Annotated in this window: 22 protein-coding genes and 2 pseudogenes; 11 read left to right on the top strand and 13 right to left on the bottom strand. The window is 60.6% G+C overall.

Going from position 1 to position 17943, the window contains the following annotated elements; genetic code table 11:
* The first annotated feature begins 418 nt into the window (after window positions 1-418).
* The 3 genes from EI969_RS30650 (at window position 419) to EI969_RS22020 (ending at window position 1428) form a co-directional block, all read left to right on the top strand.
* Window positions 419-667, top strand: coding sequence for a hypothetical protein (locus EI969_RS30650; protein WP_256678346.1), 249 nt, complete (start codon window positions 419-421; stop codon window positions 665-667).
* Between the two features lie 161 nt (window positions 668-828).
* The gene (locus EI969_RS22025; protein ID WP_150719036.1) at window positions 829-1059 is read left to right on the top strand and encodes a hypothetical protein; all 231 of its coding nucleotides are present in this window, start codon (window positions 829-831) and stop codon (window positions 1057-1059) included.
* Between the two features lie 132 nt (window positions 1060-1191).
* Window positions 1192-1428, top strand: coding sequence for a DUF2789 domain-containing protein (locus EI969_RS22020; protein WP_160389632.1), 237 nt, complete (start codon window positions 1192-1194; stop codon window positions 1426-1428).
* A 5-nt stretch (window positions 1429-1433) separates the two neighbouring features.
* Here the strand turns inward: EI969_RS22020 and EI969_RS22015 are convergent, their stop codons facing one another.
* The 3 genes from EI969_RS22015 to EI969_RS22005 all read right to left on the bottom strand — a co-directional run bounded on the left by EI969_RS22015 (window position 1434) and on the right by EI969_RS22005 (window position 4014).
* Complete coding sequence (locus tag EI969_RS22015) at window positions 1434-1637, bottom strand: hypothetical protein (protein WP_160389631.1); 204 nt, start codon at window positions 1635-1637, stop codon at window positions 1434-1436.
* A gap of 129 nt (window positions 1638-1766) precedes the next feature.
* A complete protein-coding gene (locus EI969_RS22010; RefSeq protein ID WP_371926012.1) occupies window positions 1767-2990 on the bottom strand; it encodes a methyl-accepting chemotaxis protein in 1224 nt (407 codons plus the stop codon).
* A 619-nt stretch (window positions 2991-3609) separates the two neighbouring features.
* Complete coding sequence (locus EI969_RS22005) at window positions 3610-4014, bottom strand: TraR/DksA family transcriptional regulator (RefSeq protein WP_007907888.1); 405 nt, start codon at window positions 4012-4014, stop codon at window positions 3610-3612.
* A 370-nt stretch (window positions 4015-4384) separates the two neighbouring features.
* On the opposite strand from EI969_RS22005, the gene EI969_RS22000 reads away from it, so the two are divergent.
* Window positions 4385-4990: a glutathione S-transferase gene (locus tag EI969_RS22000; RefSeq protein WP_160389629.1), complete on the top strand. Its 606-nt coding sequence runs from the start codon at window positions 4385-4387 to the stop codon at window positions 4988-4990.
* A gap of 143 nt (window positions 4991-5133) precedes the next feature.
* On the opposite strand, the gene EI969_RS21995 is transcribed toward EI969_RS22000, so the two are convergent.
* Entirely contained in the window at window positions 5134-6063 is a 930-nt protein-coding gene (locus EI969_RS21995; protein ID WP_160389628.1) for a hypothetical protein, read from the bottom strand.
* 356 nt (window positions 6064-6419) lie between these two features.
* Between EI969_RS21995 and EI969_RS21990 the strand changes: the two genes are divergently transcribed.
* Together EI969_RS21990 and EI969_RS21985 are read left to right on the top strand one after the other, a co-directional pair.
* Window positions 6420-7103 carry a response regulator transcription factor gene (locus EI969_RS21990; protein ID WP_160389627.1) on the top strand — a complete coding sequence of 228 codons (684 nt, stop codon included), beginning with the start codon at window positions 6420-6422 and terminating at the stop codon, window positions 7101-7103.
* Window positions 7081-8484 (top strand): HAMP domain-containing sensor histidine kinase, encoded by a 1404-nt coding sequence (locus EI969_RS21985; protein ID WP_160389626.1) that lies wholly within the window; start codon window positions 7081-7083, stop codon window positions 8482-8484. Before EI969_RS21990 ends, EI969_RS21985 begins: the two co-directional genes overlap by 23 nt.
* A 134-nt stretch (window positions 8485-8618) precedes the next feature.
* Here the strand turns inward: EI969_RS21985 and EI969_RS21980 are convergent, their stop codons facing one another.
* The 3 genes and pseudogenes from EI969_RS21980 to EI969_RS21970 form a co-directional block, all read right to left on the bottom strand.
* The gene (locus EI969_RS21980) at window positions 8619-9029 is read right to left on the bottom strand and encodes an SRPBCC family protein (RefSeq protein ID WP_160389625.1); all 411 of its coding nucleotides are present in this window, start codon (window positions 9027-9029) and stop codon (window positions 8619-8621) included.
* 25 nt (window positions 9030-9054) lie between these two features.
* Entirely contained in the window at window positions 9055-9852 is a 798-nt protein-coding gene (locus tag EI969_RS21975; protein ID WP_160389624.1) for an SDR family NAD(P)-dependent oxidoreductase, read from the bottom strand.
* Window positions 9853-9854: 2 nt separating this feature from the next.
* A pseudogene (locus EI969_RS21970) lies at window positions 9855-10221 on the bottom strand (aldo/keto reductase); the annotation flags it as partial.
* Between the two features lie 208 nt (window positions 10222-10429).
* On the opposite strand from EI969_RS21970, the pseudogene EI969_RS21965 reads away from it, so the two are divergent.
* A pseudogene (locus EI969_RS21965) lies at window positions 10430-10949 on the top strand (LysR substrate-binding domain-containing protein); the annotation flags it as partial.
* A gap of 110 nt (window positions 10950-11059) precedes the next feature.
* The gene (locus EI969_RS21960; RefSeq protein ID WP_160389623.1) at window positions 11060-11614 is read left to right on the top strand and encodes a LysR substrate-binding domain-containing protein; all 555 of its coding nucleotides are present in this window, start codon (window positions 11060-11062) and stop codon (window positions 11612-11614) included.
* Here EI969_RS21960 and EI969_RS21955 read toward each other — a convergent pair.
* A complete protein-coding gene (locus EI969_RS21955) occupies window positions 11535-12131 on the bottom strand; it encodes a DinB family protein (protein ID WP_160389622.1) in 597 nt (198 codons plus the stop codon). The two genes, EI969_RS21960 and EI969_RS21955, sit on opposite strands and share 80 nt — an antisense overlap.
* 209 nt (window positions 12132-12340) lie before the next feature.
* On the opposite strand from EI969_RS21955, the gene EI969_RS21950 reads away from it, so the two are divergent.
* Both EI969_RS21950 and EI969_RS21945 read left to right on the top strand, forming a co-directional pair.
* Entirely contained in the window at window positions 12341-12661 is a 321-nt protein-coding gene (locus EI969_RS21950) for a DUF2388 domain-containing protein (protein WP_160389621.1), read from the top strand.
* 327 nt (window positions 12662-12988) lie between these two features.
* Window positions 12989-13648, top strand: a complete 660-nt coding sequence (locus tag EI969_RS21945; protein WP_160389620.1) for an isoprenylcysteine carboxylmethyltransferase family protein — start codon at window positions 12989-12991, stop codon at window positions 13646-13648.
* Between the two features lie 19 nt (window positions 13649-13667).
* Here EI969_RS21945 and EI969_RS21940 read toward each other — a convergent pair whose 3' ends face one another.
* The 5 genes from EI969_RS21940 to EI969_RS21920 form a co-directional block, all read right to left on the bottom strand.
* Window positions 13668-14330: an HAD-IA family hydrolase gene (locus EI969_RS21940; RefSeq protein WP_160389619.1), complete on the bottom strand. Its 663-nt coding sequence runs from the start codon at window positions 14328-14330 to the stop codon at window positions 13668-13670.
* 60 nt (window positions 14331-14390) lie between these two features.
* Window positions 14391-14798, bottom strand: coding sequence for a response regulator (locus EI969_RS21935; protein WP_160389618.1), 408 nt, complete (start codon window positions 14796-14798; stop codon window positions 14391-14393).
* Between the two features lie 166 nt (window positions 14799-14964).
* Complete coding sequence (locus EI969_RS21930; RefSeq protein WP_160389617.1) at window positions 14965-15234, bottom strand: pentapeptide MXKDX repeat protein; 270 nt, start codon at window positions 15232-15234, stop codon at window positions 14965-14967.
* 52 nt (window positions 15235-15286) lie between these two features.
* A complete protein-coding gene (locus tag EI969_RS21925; protein WP_160389616.1) occupies window positions 15287-16072 on the bottom strand; it encodes a molybdopterin-dependent oxidoreductase in 786 nt (261 codons plus the stop codon).
* Window positions 16069-16686 carry a cytochrome b/b6 domain-containing protein gene (locus EI969_RS21920; protein WP_160389615.1) on the bottom strand — a complete coding sequence of 206 codons (618 nt, stop codon included), beginning with the start codon at window positions 16684-16686 and terminating at the stop codon, window positions 16069-16071. The genes EI969_RS21925 and EI969_RS21920 overlap by 4 nt, the downstream gene beginning before the upstream one ends.
* A gap of 275 nt (window positions 16687-16961) precedes the next feature.
* Between EI969_RS21920 and EI969_RS21915 the strand changes: the two genes are divergently transcribed.
* Window positions 16962-17903: a class I SAM-dependent methyltransferase gene (locus EI969_RS21915; protein WP_160389614.1), complete on the top strand. Its 942-nt coding sequence runs from the start codon at window positions 16962-16964 to the stop codon at window positions 17901-17903.
* Window positions 17904-17943: the final 40 nt, after the last annotated feature.

Genomic DNA, 17943 nt, shown 5'->3' with positions numbered 1-17943 from the left:
TGCCAAGGAAACATCCCCACATCTGAAAAATGGTGCCGTGCGCGAAAAGTGAACGCACAGGCAAAAAAGCGGCAATGCCGAAGGTGCAGCCAAAGTACCCGGATTGAAGTCCTGAATGAGCAGTGCACTCATTCATCACGAAGCTTGAGAAGACTACTGGAACGTCACTCGCGTCGTCCTGACTGGCGTTCGTCAAAGGCTGAAGGAAAACGCCCTTCCTGTTGCCAGAAAATTATGGACTATCAACTTCGGGGAAAAATCTCATGAAGAGAAAAAAATTTCCTACATATCGTCAGCAAAAAATTGCTTTAGATAAACATCAATCACCCGCCAATGAGGGTGATTCTAGAGCAGCGATGCTCTTGGAGACTAGCCAAAACGACGTACATACGTCGATAAACCATGAAAAGGACTTCATATGTGCACGCTGACTCACTTTGCTTATCCCTTGGTGCCTGACACACAAACACCACCGTCCTCGCACCCGGTACGGTTGCGTCACCCCGAATTGCTGCCCGATGTCCCGGCCCGCCCGCGATTCCAGGTGGTGATGGCGGGCATTGCCTTCTTTCATATCAAGGATATTTCTACAGGCTATGTAAGAGGTTTCCGAGCCAATCATAACGAAGCCTGCGCCCTCGCCCGGTTTCTCGAGTCTCGCGGTTGACATGTCCACCCCGCTCATCTCCATAGACGTTTGGTCTGCCCGTCGACTTATCTGAGCCGTCGACGGGCAACTACTGCCATACTGCCCGCCATATAAAACGGATCCGCGAAAAATCGGGTTACGTTGACAACAACAATGTATGTCCAGGGGAAGTCTGCAACGTGACGGAATTTGATATCGGCGAGTTTTTTATCCGCGGTGAAGCCAGAGAAGTCGACGGTGAATTCCAGGCCGTGATCGTCATGCGCGCCAAGCCACCGCTCAAGACCGTGACCTATCACCAGGTCGAAAAGGATCGCTGGTTCAAAACCCCGGATGTCGCCGCCGTCGCGGCCCAGGAGTCGGCCAGGGAACTGAAGGCCGCCGTCGATGCCGGGGCCCTCAAAGCCTGATTGTCCGCCTGGCGGTCTATGCTCATTGTTGCGTTTGAACATCGTGATCGAACTCCACCCGTGCGGCGCCCTCGAAACCAGGGTAACGCGCTTCGCTTTCCGACCCGACTGATGACCTGCAAGGAGATGAAGATGGAATCACCGACACACGACTTGAAAGGCCTGTTCGACCAGCTCGGCCTGGACTCCAGCCAGAAAGCGATCGACGACTTCATTGCCGTCCATTTCCTGCCTGACGACAAGAAACTCATCGACGCCGAGTTCTGGTCACCGCAGCAGGCCGCCTTCCTCAAAGAGCAATTACGCGAAGACGCCGATTGGGCGCGGGTGGTCGACGACCTGAACCTGCGCATGCACCAGACGCACTGACAACTTCAATGCAGGCTGCCGGGTCTTTCGGCGCTCAATTGCGCCAACCAGGCAGCCTTGCACTCCTCCGCTTCGTCGCGACTTGCGAACGCCGTACCCCGGCGCTCGCCATTGAGCAGCACCACCCAGCAAACCTTGCGCCCCATGGAACGCAGATTGGCAGGCACGCCGCTGCCGATCATGACCGCGACATCAACTTTGCCTTGCATGCTGATCTCCCGAATTTCATTAGCAACCTAATTAATAGGTATGTTAATTAATCTTTCGACAAGGAAAAAGCAAAACCCTGCACAGGTCAGTTGCAGGATCGGTAACAATCGCCCGGCAGCCCGCAGTGACTAACGCGGCTGTTCCGGTTTGTAGCCCAGGCGCAGACCGCCCCAATGCCGGCCCTTGAGCATGATCGGCACCGAGAGATCGTGCATCAGCTCGCCGGTGTCGCGGGTATAGGTTTGCAGCAGCACGGCCTTCTGATGGCTGCCACAGCGGATCCCGGTGCGGTCGGCGAATTTGCGTTTGGTCCGGTTCTGCAAGGCATCGACCTGTGCGTCTCCCGTCAGCGGCTGACTGAACGCATGGTTGTGGGTCGGCACATAACCTTGTTGGGTGCAGGCGATGGCAAACACCAATCCTTCGTGGCGCGGTAACAACGGTTCCTGGATCGTGGGCAAAACCTGATCGGTGTAGCGGTCGAAACGCGTCTGGTACTTGGCCGGGCTGGTATTGGCGATGACCTGGTAATTACGGTCGAACAGATCGTCGAGACTGATTCGACCGGCATCGATGTCCGCTTCGAAACGCTGCGCAATCCGGCTCGCGCCCTCCCGGGCCAGGTCATAGACCCGCTGGTGATAATCATCCAGCCCCACCTCGGCCAGGCGTTCGCTGATGGTTTCGGCCTGCCCTTCCATTTGCACCGCCGCCTGGGCCAGGCGTTGAGTCTGCTGGTCGCTGACCGCCAGGTCGCTGCGCATCTGTTCGATGGCAAGAAACAGGCTGTCGAGCTGCTCACGGTTGGTGTCTGCACCCTGGGCGATTTCCCCGACCTGGGACTCGACACTGGCTGCCAGGCGGGCAATGTTTTCCAGGTGCTGCCCCGTTCGTTCGACCTGCCCGACACCGCTGTCGAGGTCGCTGGACAGTTGGCGGATCTGCTCCACCACCTGCGCGGTACGCTGCTGGATGTCGGCCACCATCTCGCCGACTTCGCCCGTGGCGGCCGCCGTGCGTGCGGCCAGCCCGCGAACCTCGTCGGCCACCACGGCAAATCCGCGACCGTGCTCCCCTGCCCGCGCCGCCTCGATGGCGGCGTTCAACGCCAGCAGATTGGTCTGGCTGGCGATGGACTGAATCACCAGGGTCACGCGCTGGATATCGTCGCTGCGCACGCTCAAGGCTTCGATCAGTTCACGGCTGTTGCTGGCGCGCTGGCTGAGTTGGTGCATGCGGGCAATGGACTCGATCAGTTCCGTACGCCCCACCGCACCGCTTTGATGAGCCTCGCTGGCGGCACTCAGCGCCTGGCGACTGAGCGTCGAAGTGGCGCGTTCGGTGGTGATCATGACCTCGGCGTTGCTGACGATCCGGGCCGCCGCCGTGAGCTGCGATTGCAGTTTTTCCGCCAGTTGCCGAACAGAGAACGCCACACCGGCGGCTGACAGCGCGTTATGGCTGGTGGTGTAGGAAAGATCCCGGGTCAACTCGCCGATGGCATCGAGGTTGTCGAGGGACGCAGCCTCCGGGGTCGCGCGCGAACGCAGGCGAGGCAGCCAGATAATCAGCACGGCCAGGGGCAGGCCAAGGTAAAGCGACCAGCCGCCCAACGTCATGCCACATAACAACAGCATCAGGGCGATGCTTTGCAGCGTCGGTGTGAGCCAGCGGTTTTTTGGCAACAGCACTGGTGCAGGCACTGCCGCCACCAGAGACCCGTCTCTCGTCATCATCGTCACCCCGGAAAACTTCTAATTGTTGTCTTCGCATTAAACGCCACCATAAAGCCATTATCCATGAGCCTTTAGTCGCGAACGGTGCAGCAGATCAATAGAAGAATCGGGAAATCGAAGACGGCAAAAAGCAAAGATCGCAGCCTGCGCCGGCACCCTGCTTCGATTGCGCAGGGGCTGGCGCAGGCCGCGATCTTGTCAAAGGCAGCCCGGATTCAAGGGCTGCCTCGCAGAATCAGGCCTGACGCTGGTGCTTGTCGATTTGCTCGTGACGCTCTTGAGCTTCGATGCAGTACTTGGTGGTCGGGCTGATCAGCAGGCGCTTGAGGCCAATCGCCTCGCCGCTGTCGTCGCACCAGCCAAAGCTGTCTTCCTTGATGCGCTCAAGGGCTTGTTCCAACTGAGGCAACATGCGCTGGTCGCGATCGATCGCGTTCACCAGCCAGGTGCGCTCTTCTTCGACCGAAGCCGCGTCTGCCGGATCGGCCGGGGTGTCCAGGCTTTCGATGGCGATGCGGTTCTGTTCGATGCGCTCATGGGTTTCGACTTTCATGTTCTGCAACAGCTCGGAGAAAAAAGCATGTTGCTCGGCATTCATGTAGTCATCCGCCGGCATGGCCAGCAACTTGTCCTTTGTCATTGATATCTCTATAAAAAAACGTGCATTAAGGCGAATAAGGGAGCGTTCCGGCAGACCTGGGCAGGCCATCGGAAAGGCGCCGTTTGTTCCAAGCGCCACCCGGCACTCAATTTACGAGGGGCGGCAGTCTACGGCCGACTTGAGGCCTCAGCAACTGAAAAGACAGCGAATTTGTCCGACAAAGCCCTGAAAATGCTCTATGGCAGGCTTATAGGCGGTAATCGGAGTGCGTTTATAGCAAGAAATTCAATCGAGCGGAGGTATATAGAAGACAAACGGCCTGCACCGGGCAATTTTCGCTGTCATTTGCAGGGCTGCGAACCTCAGCTAAGGTTGTCCCTCCCGAAATGGCCATATAAAGGAAAGGACCATGAAGCTGATCGGTATGCTGGACTCGCCCTATGTCAGGCGCACCGCCATTTCTGCCAAATGCCTGGGAATCACCCTGGAACATCAATCGGTCTCGGTGTTCCGCCACTTCGAACAATTCCGCCAGATCAACCCGGTGGTCAAGGCGCCCACCCTGGTGCTGGATGACGGTGAGGTGTTGATGGATTCGACGCTGATCATCGACTACCTGGAAACCCTCGCCGGCAACAGCCTGATGCCCGTCGAGCCGAACCAGCGCCTGCGCGCGTTGCGTCTGATCGGCCTGGCCCTGGCCGCCAGCGAAAAATCCGTGCAGCTTTATTACGAGCGCAACCTGCGACCCGAGGAGATTCAATTCGAGCCTTGGGTGCAGCGGGTCGAAGGACAGTTGGCTGCGGCATATTCGGCACTGGAGCGGGAGCTGGAAAAGCAGGCGCTGAAGACTGACGGATCGATCGAACAGGACGGCATCACGCTGGCGGTGGCCTGGAGCTTCAGCAATCTGGTGGTGCCGGACCAGGTGAGTGCGGCACAGTTTCCGCGGATCGCCGCCTTCACGGCGTATGCCGAGGGGCTTGAGGTGTTTGTGAGTACACCGATCGAGTAAGCGTCGCTCGATCAAAAACGCCGCTTCCACACGGGGTGGAAGCGGCTGCGAGGTCAATGCACAAACAACGCAATCAAGATAATGATCGGAATGGGCACGCCGAGAAAGAACAGCAGTAATGAACGCATGATGATTCTCCTGGGTTAGCGAACAGGGATCGAGGTGACGTAAGCATCGGATTGCAGATACACCACCGCATCCCGGCGACGACCGCCGAAGGTCGCGGCAAGGCTTGCGAAAAACGCACCGGCCAACAGCGCAACGAACATCCACAGCGTGGTCCACGCGGCCACTTTCGCGGCGGTGTCAGCCGCCTGTTGTGCGGCCTGCTTGGCGTCGGCCACGGCTTTTTGGGTACGGGCATAGACCTCATCGACACGACGTTCGGCGTCGGCCTGGGTCAGGTTGGTCCGCTGCGCGACCAGTTGCGCCAGATAGGTCCGGTCTTCGGGGGTCAATCCGCCCACGCTCAGGGAACGTACAAAGATCCGGCTGACAGCGCCCCGGGCCGCATCATCGTTGACGGCAACCGGGCGATCGTCACGGAACAGGCTGTCGACGAAGTAACCGTACTCATCGCCCTGGGTATTGCCCGCCGCAGTGCCCACGGCCTGGGTCGCGACACTGGCGGCACCGCCGACGACATTCGCTCCGGCCTGCACGCCACCGCCCACCACGCTGCTGACCGAGCCGGCGACCAGCGTGGCCGTCACCAGCGTCGCCACGCACCAGGCCAGAAAACCATGGGCCGTGTCGCGAAAGTAGACTTCATCGCCATGCATGTTCGCCCACTTCACCCGCAGCCGGCCGGCGATGTAGCCGCCAAGTCCGGACGCGATGATCTGGGTGAAGGCCAGCCAGACAATGGTCGATATTCCCAGGCCCTTGGCGCTCACGCCTTCATTGGCCCAGGGCGATACCGCCGAGAAACCCAGGCCGAAGCCCAGCAATACGAGGATCAGCGACAACGCCGCCGCGGCCGCGGCACCCGCGAAAATCGCGCCCCAGGACACGCCGGACAGGCTGGTGGACTCTTCCATGGCAGGATAGAAACCGTCAGAGGATCTATTCATTGTTGTATCGCTCCAGGCAGAAAGATGGTGTTACAACTCTTCAGGGAAGGAATTGCAGTCACCGTGCCAGTCGCGTACTTTGAATAAATCTCAGCGTTTCAATTACTTAGAAATTTTGAACTTCTCGCAGCCATGCAAACTGCAACGAACAGGTCGATCCAGCGGGTTTTATGCATTGGTTATTTGCGCTTGTAGCTTTCCTGGATAAACCCTTGCGGGCGTGCCTGGACATAGCTCAATGACATTAATGCCACAGGCAGCGACCCCGGCCAGATGAAAGTTAATTTATTAAGTCGCGGGTTTTTCTTGGCAAAATGCGCGTTACTTCGTATTGAACTGCATATCAGGCCAGCCTTATGACCCGCATCTTGACCATCGAAGACGACGTTGTGACCGCCCGGGAAATTGTCGCCGAACTGAGCAACCACGGCCTCGACGTCGACTGGGTCGACAATGGCCGTGAAGGGCTGGAGCGTGCGGTCAGCGGCAACTATGACCTGATCACCCTCGACCGCATGTTGCCCGAGCTCGATGGCCTGGCGATTGTCACCACGCTGCGCACCATGGGCGTGGCCACGCCGATCCTGATGATCAGCGCCCTGTCCGACGTCGACGAGCGCGTGCGCGGCTTGCGCGCCGGCGGCGACGACTACCTGACCAAACCCTTCGCCACCGATGAAATGGCCGCCCGGGTCGAAGTCCTGCTGCGCCGGCAGAACACCGTGACCGCCCAGGCCACCACGCTTCGGGTGGCGGATCTGGAGCTGAACCTGATCAGCCACGAGGCCAGCCGCGACGGTCAACTGCTGACGCTGTTGCCCACCGAGTACAAGCTGCTGGAATTCCTGATGCGCAATACCGGGCAAATCCTCTCGCGGATGATGATTTTCGAAGAAGTCTGGGGTTATCACTTCGACCCCGGCACCAACCTGATCGATGTGCACATCGGCCGTCTGCGCAAGAAGATCGACCCGCCTGGCAATGCTCCACTGATTCGAACCGTGCGAGGCTCGGGTTATGTCATTGCCGAACCCGTCTAAAGGCTGGCGTTCCTCCAGCAGCCGGTTGCTGGCGCTCTACAGTTCGCTGTTCGTGATCTGGAGCGCGATCCTCATGGGGGTCATGTACTACGAGGTGTCCGCCTACCTGGACAACCTGGCCAAGCATTCGCTGATGCAGCGCCAGCACCTGTTTTCGCGCTTCTCGGGCGAACAACTGGTGGACGCCCTCGCCGTCAGCATGACCTTCGATATCCGCGGCCTCGACGCCTACGGCCTGTTCGATGCCGACCACCGTTACCTCAGCGGCGCCCTGCGCTACATCCCCGACGGCTTGCCGCTCGATGGCAAGATCCACATGCTGCGCGACTGCGACGCCTCCGACGACAACGACGACCAGACACTGCCCGCCGACAGTTGCGACGCCGTGGCGACCCGCACCCACGACGGCCGCTGGCTGGTGCTGGTGCGCGACAACGGTTCGCTGTTCGCCGTGACCCGGATCATCCTTCACGCCCTGTTCTGGGGGGTGACCCTGACCATCGTGCCGGGCATCGTCGGCTGGTATCTGCTGCGACGCCGGCCGTTGCGGCGCATTCGCGGGATCCAGGCCAGTGCCGAAGCCATAGTCGCGGGCGACCTGAGCCATCGTCTGCCACTGTCCAATCGGCGTGATGAACTGGACATGCTCGCCGCCATCGTCAACGCCATGCTCGAACGCATCGAGCGCCTGATGAACGAGGTCAAGGGCGTCTGCGACAACATCGCCCATGACTTGCGCACGCCCCTGACCCGTCTGCGCGCGCAGCTTTACCGCATGCAGCAGCAAGCCGGGGAAGGTTCGCCGCAGGCCATGCAACTGGACCTGGTGTTGGCCGAGGCCGATACGCTGATGGCGCGTTTCCGTGGCTTGTTGCGGATTTCCGAACTGGAAGATCGCCAGCGCCGCTCCGGGTTCGTGCAGCTGGACCCGGTGTCGTTGTTGCAGGAACTGCATGAGTTCTACCTGCCCCTGGCCGAAGACGATGGGCTGGTGTTCCAACTGCACCTGCCCGCGTCATTGCCTTCGCTCAATGGCGACCGGGCGTTGCTGTTTGAAGCGCTGGCGAACCTGCTCAGCAACTCGATCAAATTCACCCCGCCAGGTGGCGCGGTGATCTTGCGCGGGGTCAATGCGGGCGGGCACACGCGGATCGAAGTGCTCGACTCCGGCCCGGGCATTCCCGAGGTGGAGCGCGAAGCGGTGTTCCAGCGTTTTTATCGTGCCGAGGCGGGCAATCAGAAAAGCGGCTTCGGGCTCGGGCTGTCCATCGTCGCGGCGATTGTCAGCCTGCACGGGTTCACGCTGGAAGTGGGCAGCAGCGAACTGGGCGGCGCGCGGTTGGTGCTCGATTGTCGGGAGAGCCTGATTCCGCAGGCCTGATGCAGGCTTCAATCTGACGCATAACCTGTGGGAGCGAGCTTGCTCGCGATGACGGTGTATCAGGTAAAAATGTATCGCCTGACACTCCGCTATCGCGAGCAAGCTCGCTCCCACAGGGATGGGTGGCATGCCTGTCAGGCCGGGTAATTCGCCCGCAGCGCCTCAAGCCCACCTTGATAGATGCCGGTAAACAACGCCTCCACCTTCTCGTTGCTCACACCTACCGGTTCGAACCGCCCGGACCAGGTCACCCGCGCGCCATCGCCTTGCGCCTCGACCTTGATCGTCGCCAGATAATCCGTCGCCGGAAACGGCGCCTGCTCAATCGAGTAGCTGTAGGTCCGGCCCGCGTTGTCGAACGTCTGCAGGCGCTCGATCACCACCGCGCCGTCCGCCGTTTGCAGGCTGCGCACGCGCCCGCCTTCGCTGAGTTCACTCTTGGGAATGAACGGCAGCCAGTCCGGCAGCGAATTGAATCCGCCGATCAATTGCCAGACCTGTTCGGCCGAAGCCGGGATGTCGATGAAGGCTGATGCAGTTGCCATGTAGGGTTCTCTCTATCAATAAGGTTCAGATGGCCAGGCTGTCGACGACACCGCCGTCGACCCGCAAGGCGGCACCGGTGGTGGCCGAGGATAACGGCGAAGCGATGTAGGCCACCAGGTTGGCGACTTCCGCGACGTCCGCCACGCGCTGGATGATCGACGTCGGCCGGGCCTTGCGCACGAAGGCGTCGGCCTCTTCCTGAACACTGCGACCGGACGCGGCCATGGCATCCTTGAGCATCAACTCCACGCCATCGGTCAACGTCGGGCCCGGCAGGATCGCATTGACCGTGACCCCAGTGCCCGCCAGCCGTTTGGCCAGGCCGTGGGACACCGCCAGGTTGGCGCTTTTGGTCACACCATAATTGAGCATGTCGGCCGGGATCGCGATCCCCGATTCCGAGGACAGGAAAATCACCCGCCCCCAGCCCTGCTTGACCATGTCCGGCACGTAATGCCGGGACAGGCGCACGCCGGAGATCACGTTGACCTCATAGAAGCGCGTCCACTCGCTGTCGGGCGTATCGAAGAAATCCACTGCGTCGTAGATCCCCAGGTTGTTCACCAGAATGTCTGCCCGTGGTTCGGCGGCGAACAGTTTTTCCGCGCCTTGCGCCGTACCGAGGTCGGCCGTCAGCCCACGCAGTTGCGCGCCAGGCACCTGCTGGCGAATGCTCGCCAGCGCCTGCTCGACCTTGCTCGTGTCACGGCCGATCACCACCACCGTAGCGCCGGATTCGGCCAGTGCCTTGCTGATGCCCAGGCCGATGCCGGCGGTGCTGCCGCTGACGATGGCCAATTTTCCGCTCAAATCAATCTTCATGCTCAAGCTCCAATGAGGGGTAAGGGTGCGCGCTCGGAAACCAGCTTCGCCTCACGCATGGCCTGCCAGAACGCAACCGGAATCACCGCAGCGACTGCCGGGTTAGCCAACGAAAACTGCAATGCCGCGGCCTTGACGTCGACACCATGGGCCGCCGCGATGCACTTGATCTGCTCGACCTTGCTGATGATCGCCGGGCTGGCCTTCTGATACTCGAAGTGCGCGCCACCGGCCAGGATGCCGGAGCTGCAAGGCGCGGTCATGGTCGAGAAGAGTGTAGCGACCCGCCAGCAGAAAACCGTCCGGCTGCGCTTCGCTCAGATCAAGGGTCAGCTCGCATGTTGCCCAGTGGCGTGGTACCAAAACCCAGCGCGCCGGGAAGTTTGTCTTTCAAGCTCATGGATGAATCCTCTCGATTGTCAGGTAACCCTGTAGGAGCCGGCTTGCTGGCGATAGCGGTTCTTCAGGCGACACCTGTGTCGACTGTTCCGGCGCCATCGCCAGCAAGCCGGCTCCTACAGAGGGGTCATCGGTTTGCAGATGACCATTGAGCAGATGCTGGATTGCGAGGGTCGGGAAATCCCTCGGCAAGCGCCTGGGGCGTGGTGAAGAAGGCGGCCTGTGCATCGGCCACATCGAAAACGCCATGCACGCCGGCGTGCTGCCCAATGCCTTGCGGGTACTGCGGGTCGACCGGCCGAACGTACACGTAGCGCTATACAACCTGCGTTCGGCCACACCAGAATGTCGCCAGCCGCGAAACCTTCGTCAGCGCCTGCATCCGCGCAGGCTTCACCCCGGATATCCGCATGGAAGCCACCGGCCACTTCACCGCCATGGCTCTGGTGGCTTCAGGGCTGGGCATCGCCATGATTCAGAAAGGCTTGAGCCGCAACGCACCGCCAGGCGTGGTGCTGCGGGAAGTGCCGTGGATTTCCCTGAGCAAACCGCTGTGGGCGGCGTGGCACCGGATAAATTTGCGGCCTTTGGTAGAAACCTTCCGCAAAATGCTCACGGAACCTGAATCCAACACAGAACCCTGTGGGAGCGGGCTTGCCCGCGATTGCGATCTACCTGCCAATAAAACCGTCCGCTGACACTCCGCCATCGCGGGCAAGCCCGCTCCCACAGGTCATCAGCGAACTGTAGATTGCGCAGGGTTTGGTGCTTTACTGAAAACACCTCAGCCCCCTGCGAGCCCTCCCCCATGAACCGCAACGACCTGCGCCGCGTGGACATGAACCTGCTGGTGATTTTCGAAACCCTGATGTTCGAGAAGAACCTGACCCGCGCCGGGGAAAAACTGTTCCTCGGCCAGCCCGCTGTCAGCGCATCGCTGGCCAAGTTGCGCGATCTGAGTGTGAAGATACTGCGAGGCGATGACCGTCCCGGCCAGTTGACCCTCGACGAGTTCTGCGAACGCCCCCACGCGCTGGTGTCGTTTTCCGGGGATCTGAGCGGCCCCATCGACAATGACCTGGCACGGATCGGCCGTTCGCGCCGGGTGGTACTGGCGGTGCCACAGTTCGCGGGATTGCGTGCCTTGCTGGCGGGCACCGACATGCTCGCCACGGTGCCCGATTATGCGGCCAGTGCCTTGATCGACGGCAGCAGCCAGCTACGGGCCGACGATGCGCCGTTCGAGATCAACCTGTCCGAACTGTCGATGGTCTGGAACGGGGTCAACGATAACGATCCGGCAGAACGCTGGTTGCGCTCGAAAATTGCACAGCACATGGCGGCGCCACTATCGGGGCATTGATCGACTGCAGGAGCACCGGCTCGGACTCGCGCAGATACACCGGCATGTCGGTCACCGGTGGCATGGCCGGAATCTCGAAGTACATCTGCACCACCCAGCCACGGTGATAGCTGGCGTGGTTGACCACGTGCATCAGCATCGCGCCGGCGCTCATGGTGCCGCTTTCGCCCGAGACAAAGGTGAATTCCAGGAGCTTGTCCAGGGAGGCCTCGGTTTGCCGGGCGCTCCAGTCGCAGTACCAGCGATCGATGTCTTTTTGCGCCTGGCGCAGTTCGCCCAGATCGGCATGCAGCAGGTCGTGTGAAGTCTTGAAACCATGTCCCCGGCCTTCCAGGTGCGCCTGCCAGATGCAATCAACCACATAGACGTGATTGAGGGTGCCGATCATGTTGTTGAACACCGACACCCGTTGTTTCTTGACTTCGCCCGGTGGAAGCGCGGCAAGGCTGTCAAACAGGCGCTGATTGGCCCAGCGTTTGTAATCGGCCAGCAGACAGGCAGTGCGTACGGTGATCATCAGAGTTCTCCGATGGCGGTAAGCGCACTTCCCAGCATAGACCCGATGGGCGCAAGGCAGCGCCAGCACTGATCATCGGTCGTTCAGGCGTCCTCCACTGTTTCGCCAATGACGCAACGGAGCTCGCTTCACGGAACTCTCGTCGACTGCCAGGTATCCTAAACTATGTGGTACTTCCCTTATGCTTCATGCTGTCGGAGGACACCGTCATGCGCCGCATGTTTATCATTTCTACGCTGGTACTTTGTTTGCCCGCAGGCTCCGCTCTGGCCGACGTGGATGCAGGTGACGTCGCCACTTCCGCCGGGGTTTCCGCCTCGCTGTACTCGACGTTCAAAGACCACAAACTCATGATTCCCGCCCGGGATGACGCCTCCAGCTTCGTGGCCAGTGGCGGTGAGATCCGTGGTGCCTATCTGGAGGCGGTGTTGAAAAAAGTCCGTCAGGACAATCCTGCGCTCATCAACGCAAGCGACGAAGACCTGGCACGCGCCATCCTCGTCCAGGAAGGCGTTGCCGCCGATCACTAAAGATCGTCATCGCCAGCGGTGGGGCTTGTGATAGCGCGATAGCGTTTGCGGCCCTCCCTGGCGTGCACGTCGGTGGACAGGCGTGCCCGCCCGGCCACGAGCTGGGCGTTGACGCTGACCCCGCCATGGCTTGGTTCACCAGGCACCGGGGCAACCGCGCAGGTGATTCTGCGCAATGTCAGAGCAGAGATATCTGTGTAGGAGCCGGCTTGCCGCGATTGCCTCTCAAGCCTGTGTTGCGTCTGGAAACGCCATCGCTGGCAAGTCGGGACCCCGCATCGCAGCTCCTACAATGAGAGAAGGGGCTATGCCGCATGTGAGGCATTTATGAAAATCTCGGCCAAACTGGCGTTTTTCGCCGTCGTCAGCACCCTCGCCTACCTCGCCCTGGCGATCTGGGGGCTGGGTGGTTTCGCGGCCTGGTTCAGCCACGGTTCACTGGTGGTCGTGACCCTGGCTACCCTGGTCATGGCCGTCGCGTCGCTGTTCACCGAGGTCAACCTGAGCTCGGGAGAGCGTGAAGACCGGGCCAATCGCTGGGTCCTCCCGGCCTTCGGCGTGATCGGTGTGCTGAGCGGTTTTGTCCCAGCCTATACCGACCGCATCGATTTCTGGACCTTTGGCGGTGAGGGCGTGCGCTGGCTGGGGGCGCTGCTGTTCATCGTCGGCGGCGCGCTGCGGTTGTGGCCGGTGTTCGTGCTGGGCAAGCGTTTCAGCGGGCTGGTGGCCATTCAGCCGGGGCATCGACTGGTCACCGAAGGCATCTACCGGCGCCTGCGCAACCCCAGTTATCTGGGGATGATGGTCATCGCCGTGGGCTGGGCACTGGCGTTTCGTTCGGGGGTCGGATTGTTGCTGGCAGCACTGACCCTGATTCCGCTGGTTGCGCGGATTCACTCGGAAGAAGCCTTGCTGAGGGCGCAGTTCGGCAGTGAATACGACGCCTATTGCAGTCGCACCTGGCGGTTGATCCCCGGACTTTACTGACAGGAACACTGATCCCACATCAGGCGGTGAACAGGCGCAGATCTGCGGCATCCACCTGAACCTGTACCGTTTCATAACTGGCCAACGTCCCATGCGGGGTCTCGATCGGCTGCTCATGAGTCGCCGTGACAATCATCAAGTCTGCCCCTGCCGCCTCGGCCGCGTGAATCCCCACCGTGGCGTCTTCAAAAACCAGACACTGCCCAGGCTCGACACCCAGGCGCCGGGCCGCGAGGCGGTACCCCGCCGGATCGGGTTTACCGGCCGTGACGTCCTCGGCAGTCACCATCACCTCAGGTTCGGGAATCCCCGCCGCCGCCATCCGCCGCAACGCCAGTTCCCGAGGGGCGGAAGTGACGATGGCCCACTGATTGACCGGCAATGACCGCAGGAATGTCGCCGCGCCAGGCACTTCGAAGACCCCGTCGACATCCTCGATTTCCGCTTCGGTGATCCACGCGGCTTCGGCCTCGGCATCCACCCCGGGCAAGTCCAGGCGTCGGATGGTGTCGATGGCGCGGGCGCCGTGGATGGTCGGCAGGAAGGTTTCGACATCCACACCATGACGCACGGCCCAGGTGGTCCAGACCCGCTCGGCGGCGGCAATGGACGTCAGGACGGTGCCGTCCATGTCGAACAGAAAGGCCCGGTAGGCCGAATTGAATACAGGATGATCAGACAAGGAAAATGACCTCGCGGGTGCCGGACGGATTTGCCCGGCAATGTAGCACCTGCACGCGCGTCAGTTGAGTCGTTTGGACTTGAAGGTCTGGCCCACACAATCGAGCAACCCGCCGATCATCCAGGGCTTCTTGATGAACGAGACGCTGTGTCGCACGCCTGAGCTTTGCGGCGTTTCAAAGCCGGACATGATCATGATCGGCTTGTCCGGCCAGCGATCGCCGAACTGGTTGGCCAGGTCCGCGCCATTGAGCGTGCCGGGCATGGTGATGTCCGTGAGCAGCATGCCCACCCGCGAGGCATGCTGCTCCAGATAGACCGCCGCCGCGTCCGCACTGACGTGCGGCTCCACGACAAAGCCCTCCTCCTGAAGAATTTCACAGAGAAACTCCAGGATCAGCGGGTCGTCCTCAACCACCAGAATCAATCCGCCAGGAAGATCTCCACCCGTCGTCGGTTCTCGACTCATGACCGTGCCGCTCCCTGAATGCGTCAATGATTTCGCGGAATTGGATCCGCTGCCTTACAGGTATGAGCAGCACAGACCGCGGAAATTCATTTTTGATACAGCAGATCGACAATGGGAAAAACCTGTGGGAGCGAGCTTGCTCCCACAGGGTCTGCGATGGTGGGACTTACTGCGACATTTCGCTTTTCTTCATTGCATCCTTGGACATGGCGTCTTTTTTCATGCCGTCCTTGCTCATGGAGTCCTTGGACATGCTGTCTTTGGACATGGCGTCCTTGGACATCGAGTCGGTCTTCTTCATCGCATCCTTGGACATGGCGTCCTTGGACATTGAATCCTTGCTCATGCTGTCGTTGCTCATCGTGTCAGCAGCGAACACGGAGGCAGCACCAACGGCCAGGCACAGGGACAGAACAACGGTGGTCAACTTTTTCATGATGAAACTCCTTGAAGCGTGGGTTTGCGGAGGTTGAAGTCTCGGGCGTTCATCAGCTGCCACCGAACCAGTTGTAGCCCTGGTCTTCCCAGTAGCCGCCGCTGTAGGTGTTGCTGACGAAAATCGCCTGAATGTGTTTGGGGTTCTTGTAGCCAAGCTTGGTGGGCATGCGCAGCTTCATCGGGAAACCGTATTCGCGCGGCAGCACTGCACCGTCATAAGTCAGGGACAGCTGTGTTTGCGCATGCAGTGCGGTGGCCATGTCGATGCTGGTGTAGTAGTCGTCGGCACATTTGAAGCCGACGTATTTGGCGTCGGTGTCGGCGCCGATGCGCTTGAGGAAGTCGCTGAAGCGCACACCGCCCCAACGCCCGATCGCACTCCAGCCTTCGACGCAGATGTGCCGGGTGATCTGCTCGGTCTGGGCCATGGCGCGCAGTTCTTCGAGGCGCCAGCTGCGCTTGTCGGCAACCAGGCCGGTGACTTCCAGGCGATAGCTGTCCTCCTCCACCGACGGCGCTTCGTCGATGCCGTAGAAAGCATTGAAGGGAAACGGCCGGGTGATCATCGACTGCGGATAAGTCGGCGCCATGGCGTTGGGGTTGAACAGCCAGCCTTGCACGCGGTCGTTGAAACGCGACATGGACGACAGCGCAGTCTCGACGCTTTCGTTGTCGGTGATGTTGCAGCCGGACAACATGGCCACGCTGCCAAGGGTCAGGCCCCGCAGCAAAAACGAGCGGCGCGAGCGGTCTTCGATTTGCGGGGCGAGGATCTTGCGGGCATCGGTGAGGATCGAAGCCTCGTCCAGCCCCGGGATCTGAATGCGCTTTTTCATACCTGCTCCTTGCGGCCGACGATCATGGCCAACAACGTTTTCGGGACCAGCGCGACCATCAGCAGATGCACCGCCACAAAGGCCACCAACAGCGCCATGGCGAAGAAGTGCACACGGCGCGCGCCTTCGTAGCCGAACAACAATTCACGCAACAGCGGGAACTGCACCGACTTCCACAACACCAATCCGGAAAGCACCAGCAGGAGGATGTCGACCATCACGAACAGGTAGGCAAAGCGTTGCACCTGGTTGTAATGACTGAGGTCGGCGTGCCCCAGCTTTCCGCGCAAGGCGGCCCAGAGGTCATGCAGCACGCCCTTGGGTGAAACCGGGAAAAAACGCCGTTTCAGGCGACCGCTGAACAGGTTGAAGACCAGGTAGATCAGGCCGTTGATCGCCAGGAACCACATCGCCGCGAAATGCCATTGCAACGCGCCGCCCAGCCAGCCGCCGAGGGTGATCGACTTGGGAAAACTGAATTCGTAGATCGGCGAGGCGTTGTAGATGCGCCAGCCGCTCGTGACCATCACCAGCACCGCCAAGGCGTTGAGCCAATGGGTCAGGCGTAGCCAGCGTGGATGACTGGACTTGGGTGAAGCAGTGCTCTGCGACATGTCCGGCTCCGGTTTGTTGTTGTTCGTTGGGAGCCGAGTATAGGAGCGGAAAGATCGCCAAATCCTCACGTAAAGTTAAAGTAAATGTGATAACTGGCCCGCAAGGCCACCGCAAAACCTGTAGGAGCGAGCCTGCTCGCGATGGTGTATCAGGCACCGTTGTGTCGTCTGACACACCATCGCGAGCAGGCTCGCTCCCACAAGGTGTTGTGTAGACCGCAAGATAGGCATTTATGGTTAAATGCCGCCCCTTTCCACGCCATCGACTCGATCCAATGAACCCTGAAGCTCTCGCTACCCTGCGCGAACACCTGCTGACCGCCCTGGCAGCCGCCCCCGCCGAAACCCGCCGCCTGTTCCACGGCCGTGGCCGCTGCTGGCCGGGGCTGGAGCAAGTGACCGTGGACTGGTTGCAGGGCGTGGTGCTGGTGGCGTTGTTCAAGGAGCCGGAGGCGACACAGCTTGAAGAGCTAAAACGGTTGCTGATGGCGATCCCCGAGTCAGAACAGTGGGCGCAATCGGGTGCCCATACGCTGTTGCTGCAACACCGCTACCTGCTGCAAAGCACCACCGAATGGCTGCTCGGGGACGTCATCGAGGAAATGACCATCACCGAAGGCGGGCTGAAGTACCGGGTGGACCTGGGCCGCAAACAGAACACCGGGCTGTTCCTCGACATGCGCTACGGCCGCGATTGGGTCCGCGCCAATGCACAGGGCAAACGGGTGCTGAACCTGTTCGCCTACACCTGCGGCTTCTCGGTGGCGGCCATCGAAGGCGGCGCGACCCATGTGGTCAACCTCGACATGTCCAGCCCGGCCTTGAACCGTGGCCGCGACAACCACCGGCTCAACGGCCACGACATGAGCAAGGTGAGCTTCCTCGGCCACGACCTGTTCAAGTCCTGGGGCAAAGTGATCGGCAAAGGCCCTTACGACCTGGTGATCATCGATCCGCCGTCGTTCCAGAAAGGCAGCTTCCTGCTGACCAAGGACTACCAGCGCGTGCTGCGCCGCCTTCCGGAATTGCTCGGCCCTCAGGGTACCGTACTGGCGTGCATGAACGACCCGGCGTTTGGTGCCGACTTCCTGATTGATGGCGTGACACGTGAGGCGCCGAGCCTGCGGTTCGAGCAGCGGCTGGAGAACCCGCCGGAGTTTGCGGATGCGGATGTGGAGTGTGGGTTGAAGGCGTTGGTGTTCAGGCTGGAAGGATGAGATTAATTCTGTCTATTGATAGCTTGCTTACTAGGGGGGA

The sequence above is a fragment of the Pseudomonas sp. PB101 genome, from assembly GCF_009764265.1.
Classification (GTDB): domain Bacteria; phylum Pseudomonadota; class Gammaproteobacteria; order Pseudomonadales; family Pseudomonadaceae; genus Aquipseudomonas.
This window is presented reverse-complemented; position numbering and strand designations above follow the sequence as displayed.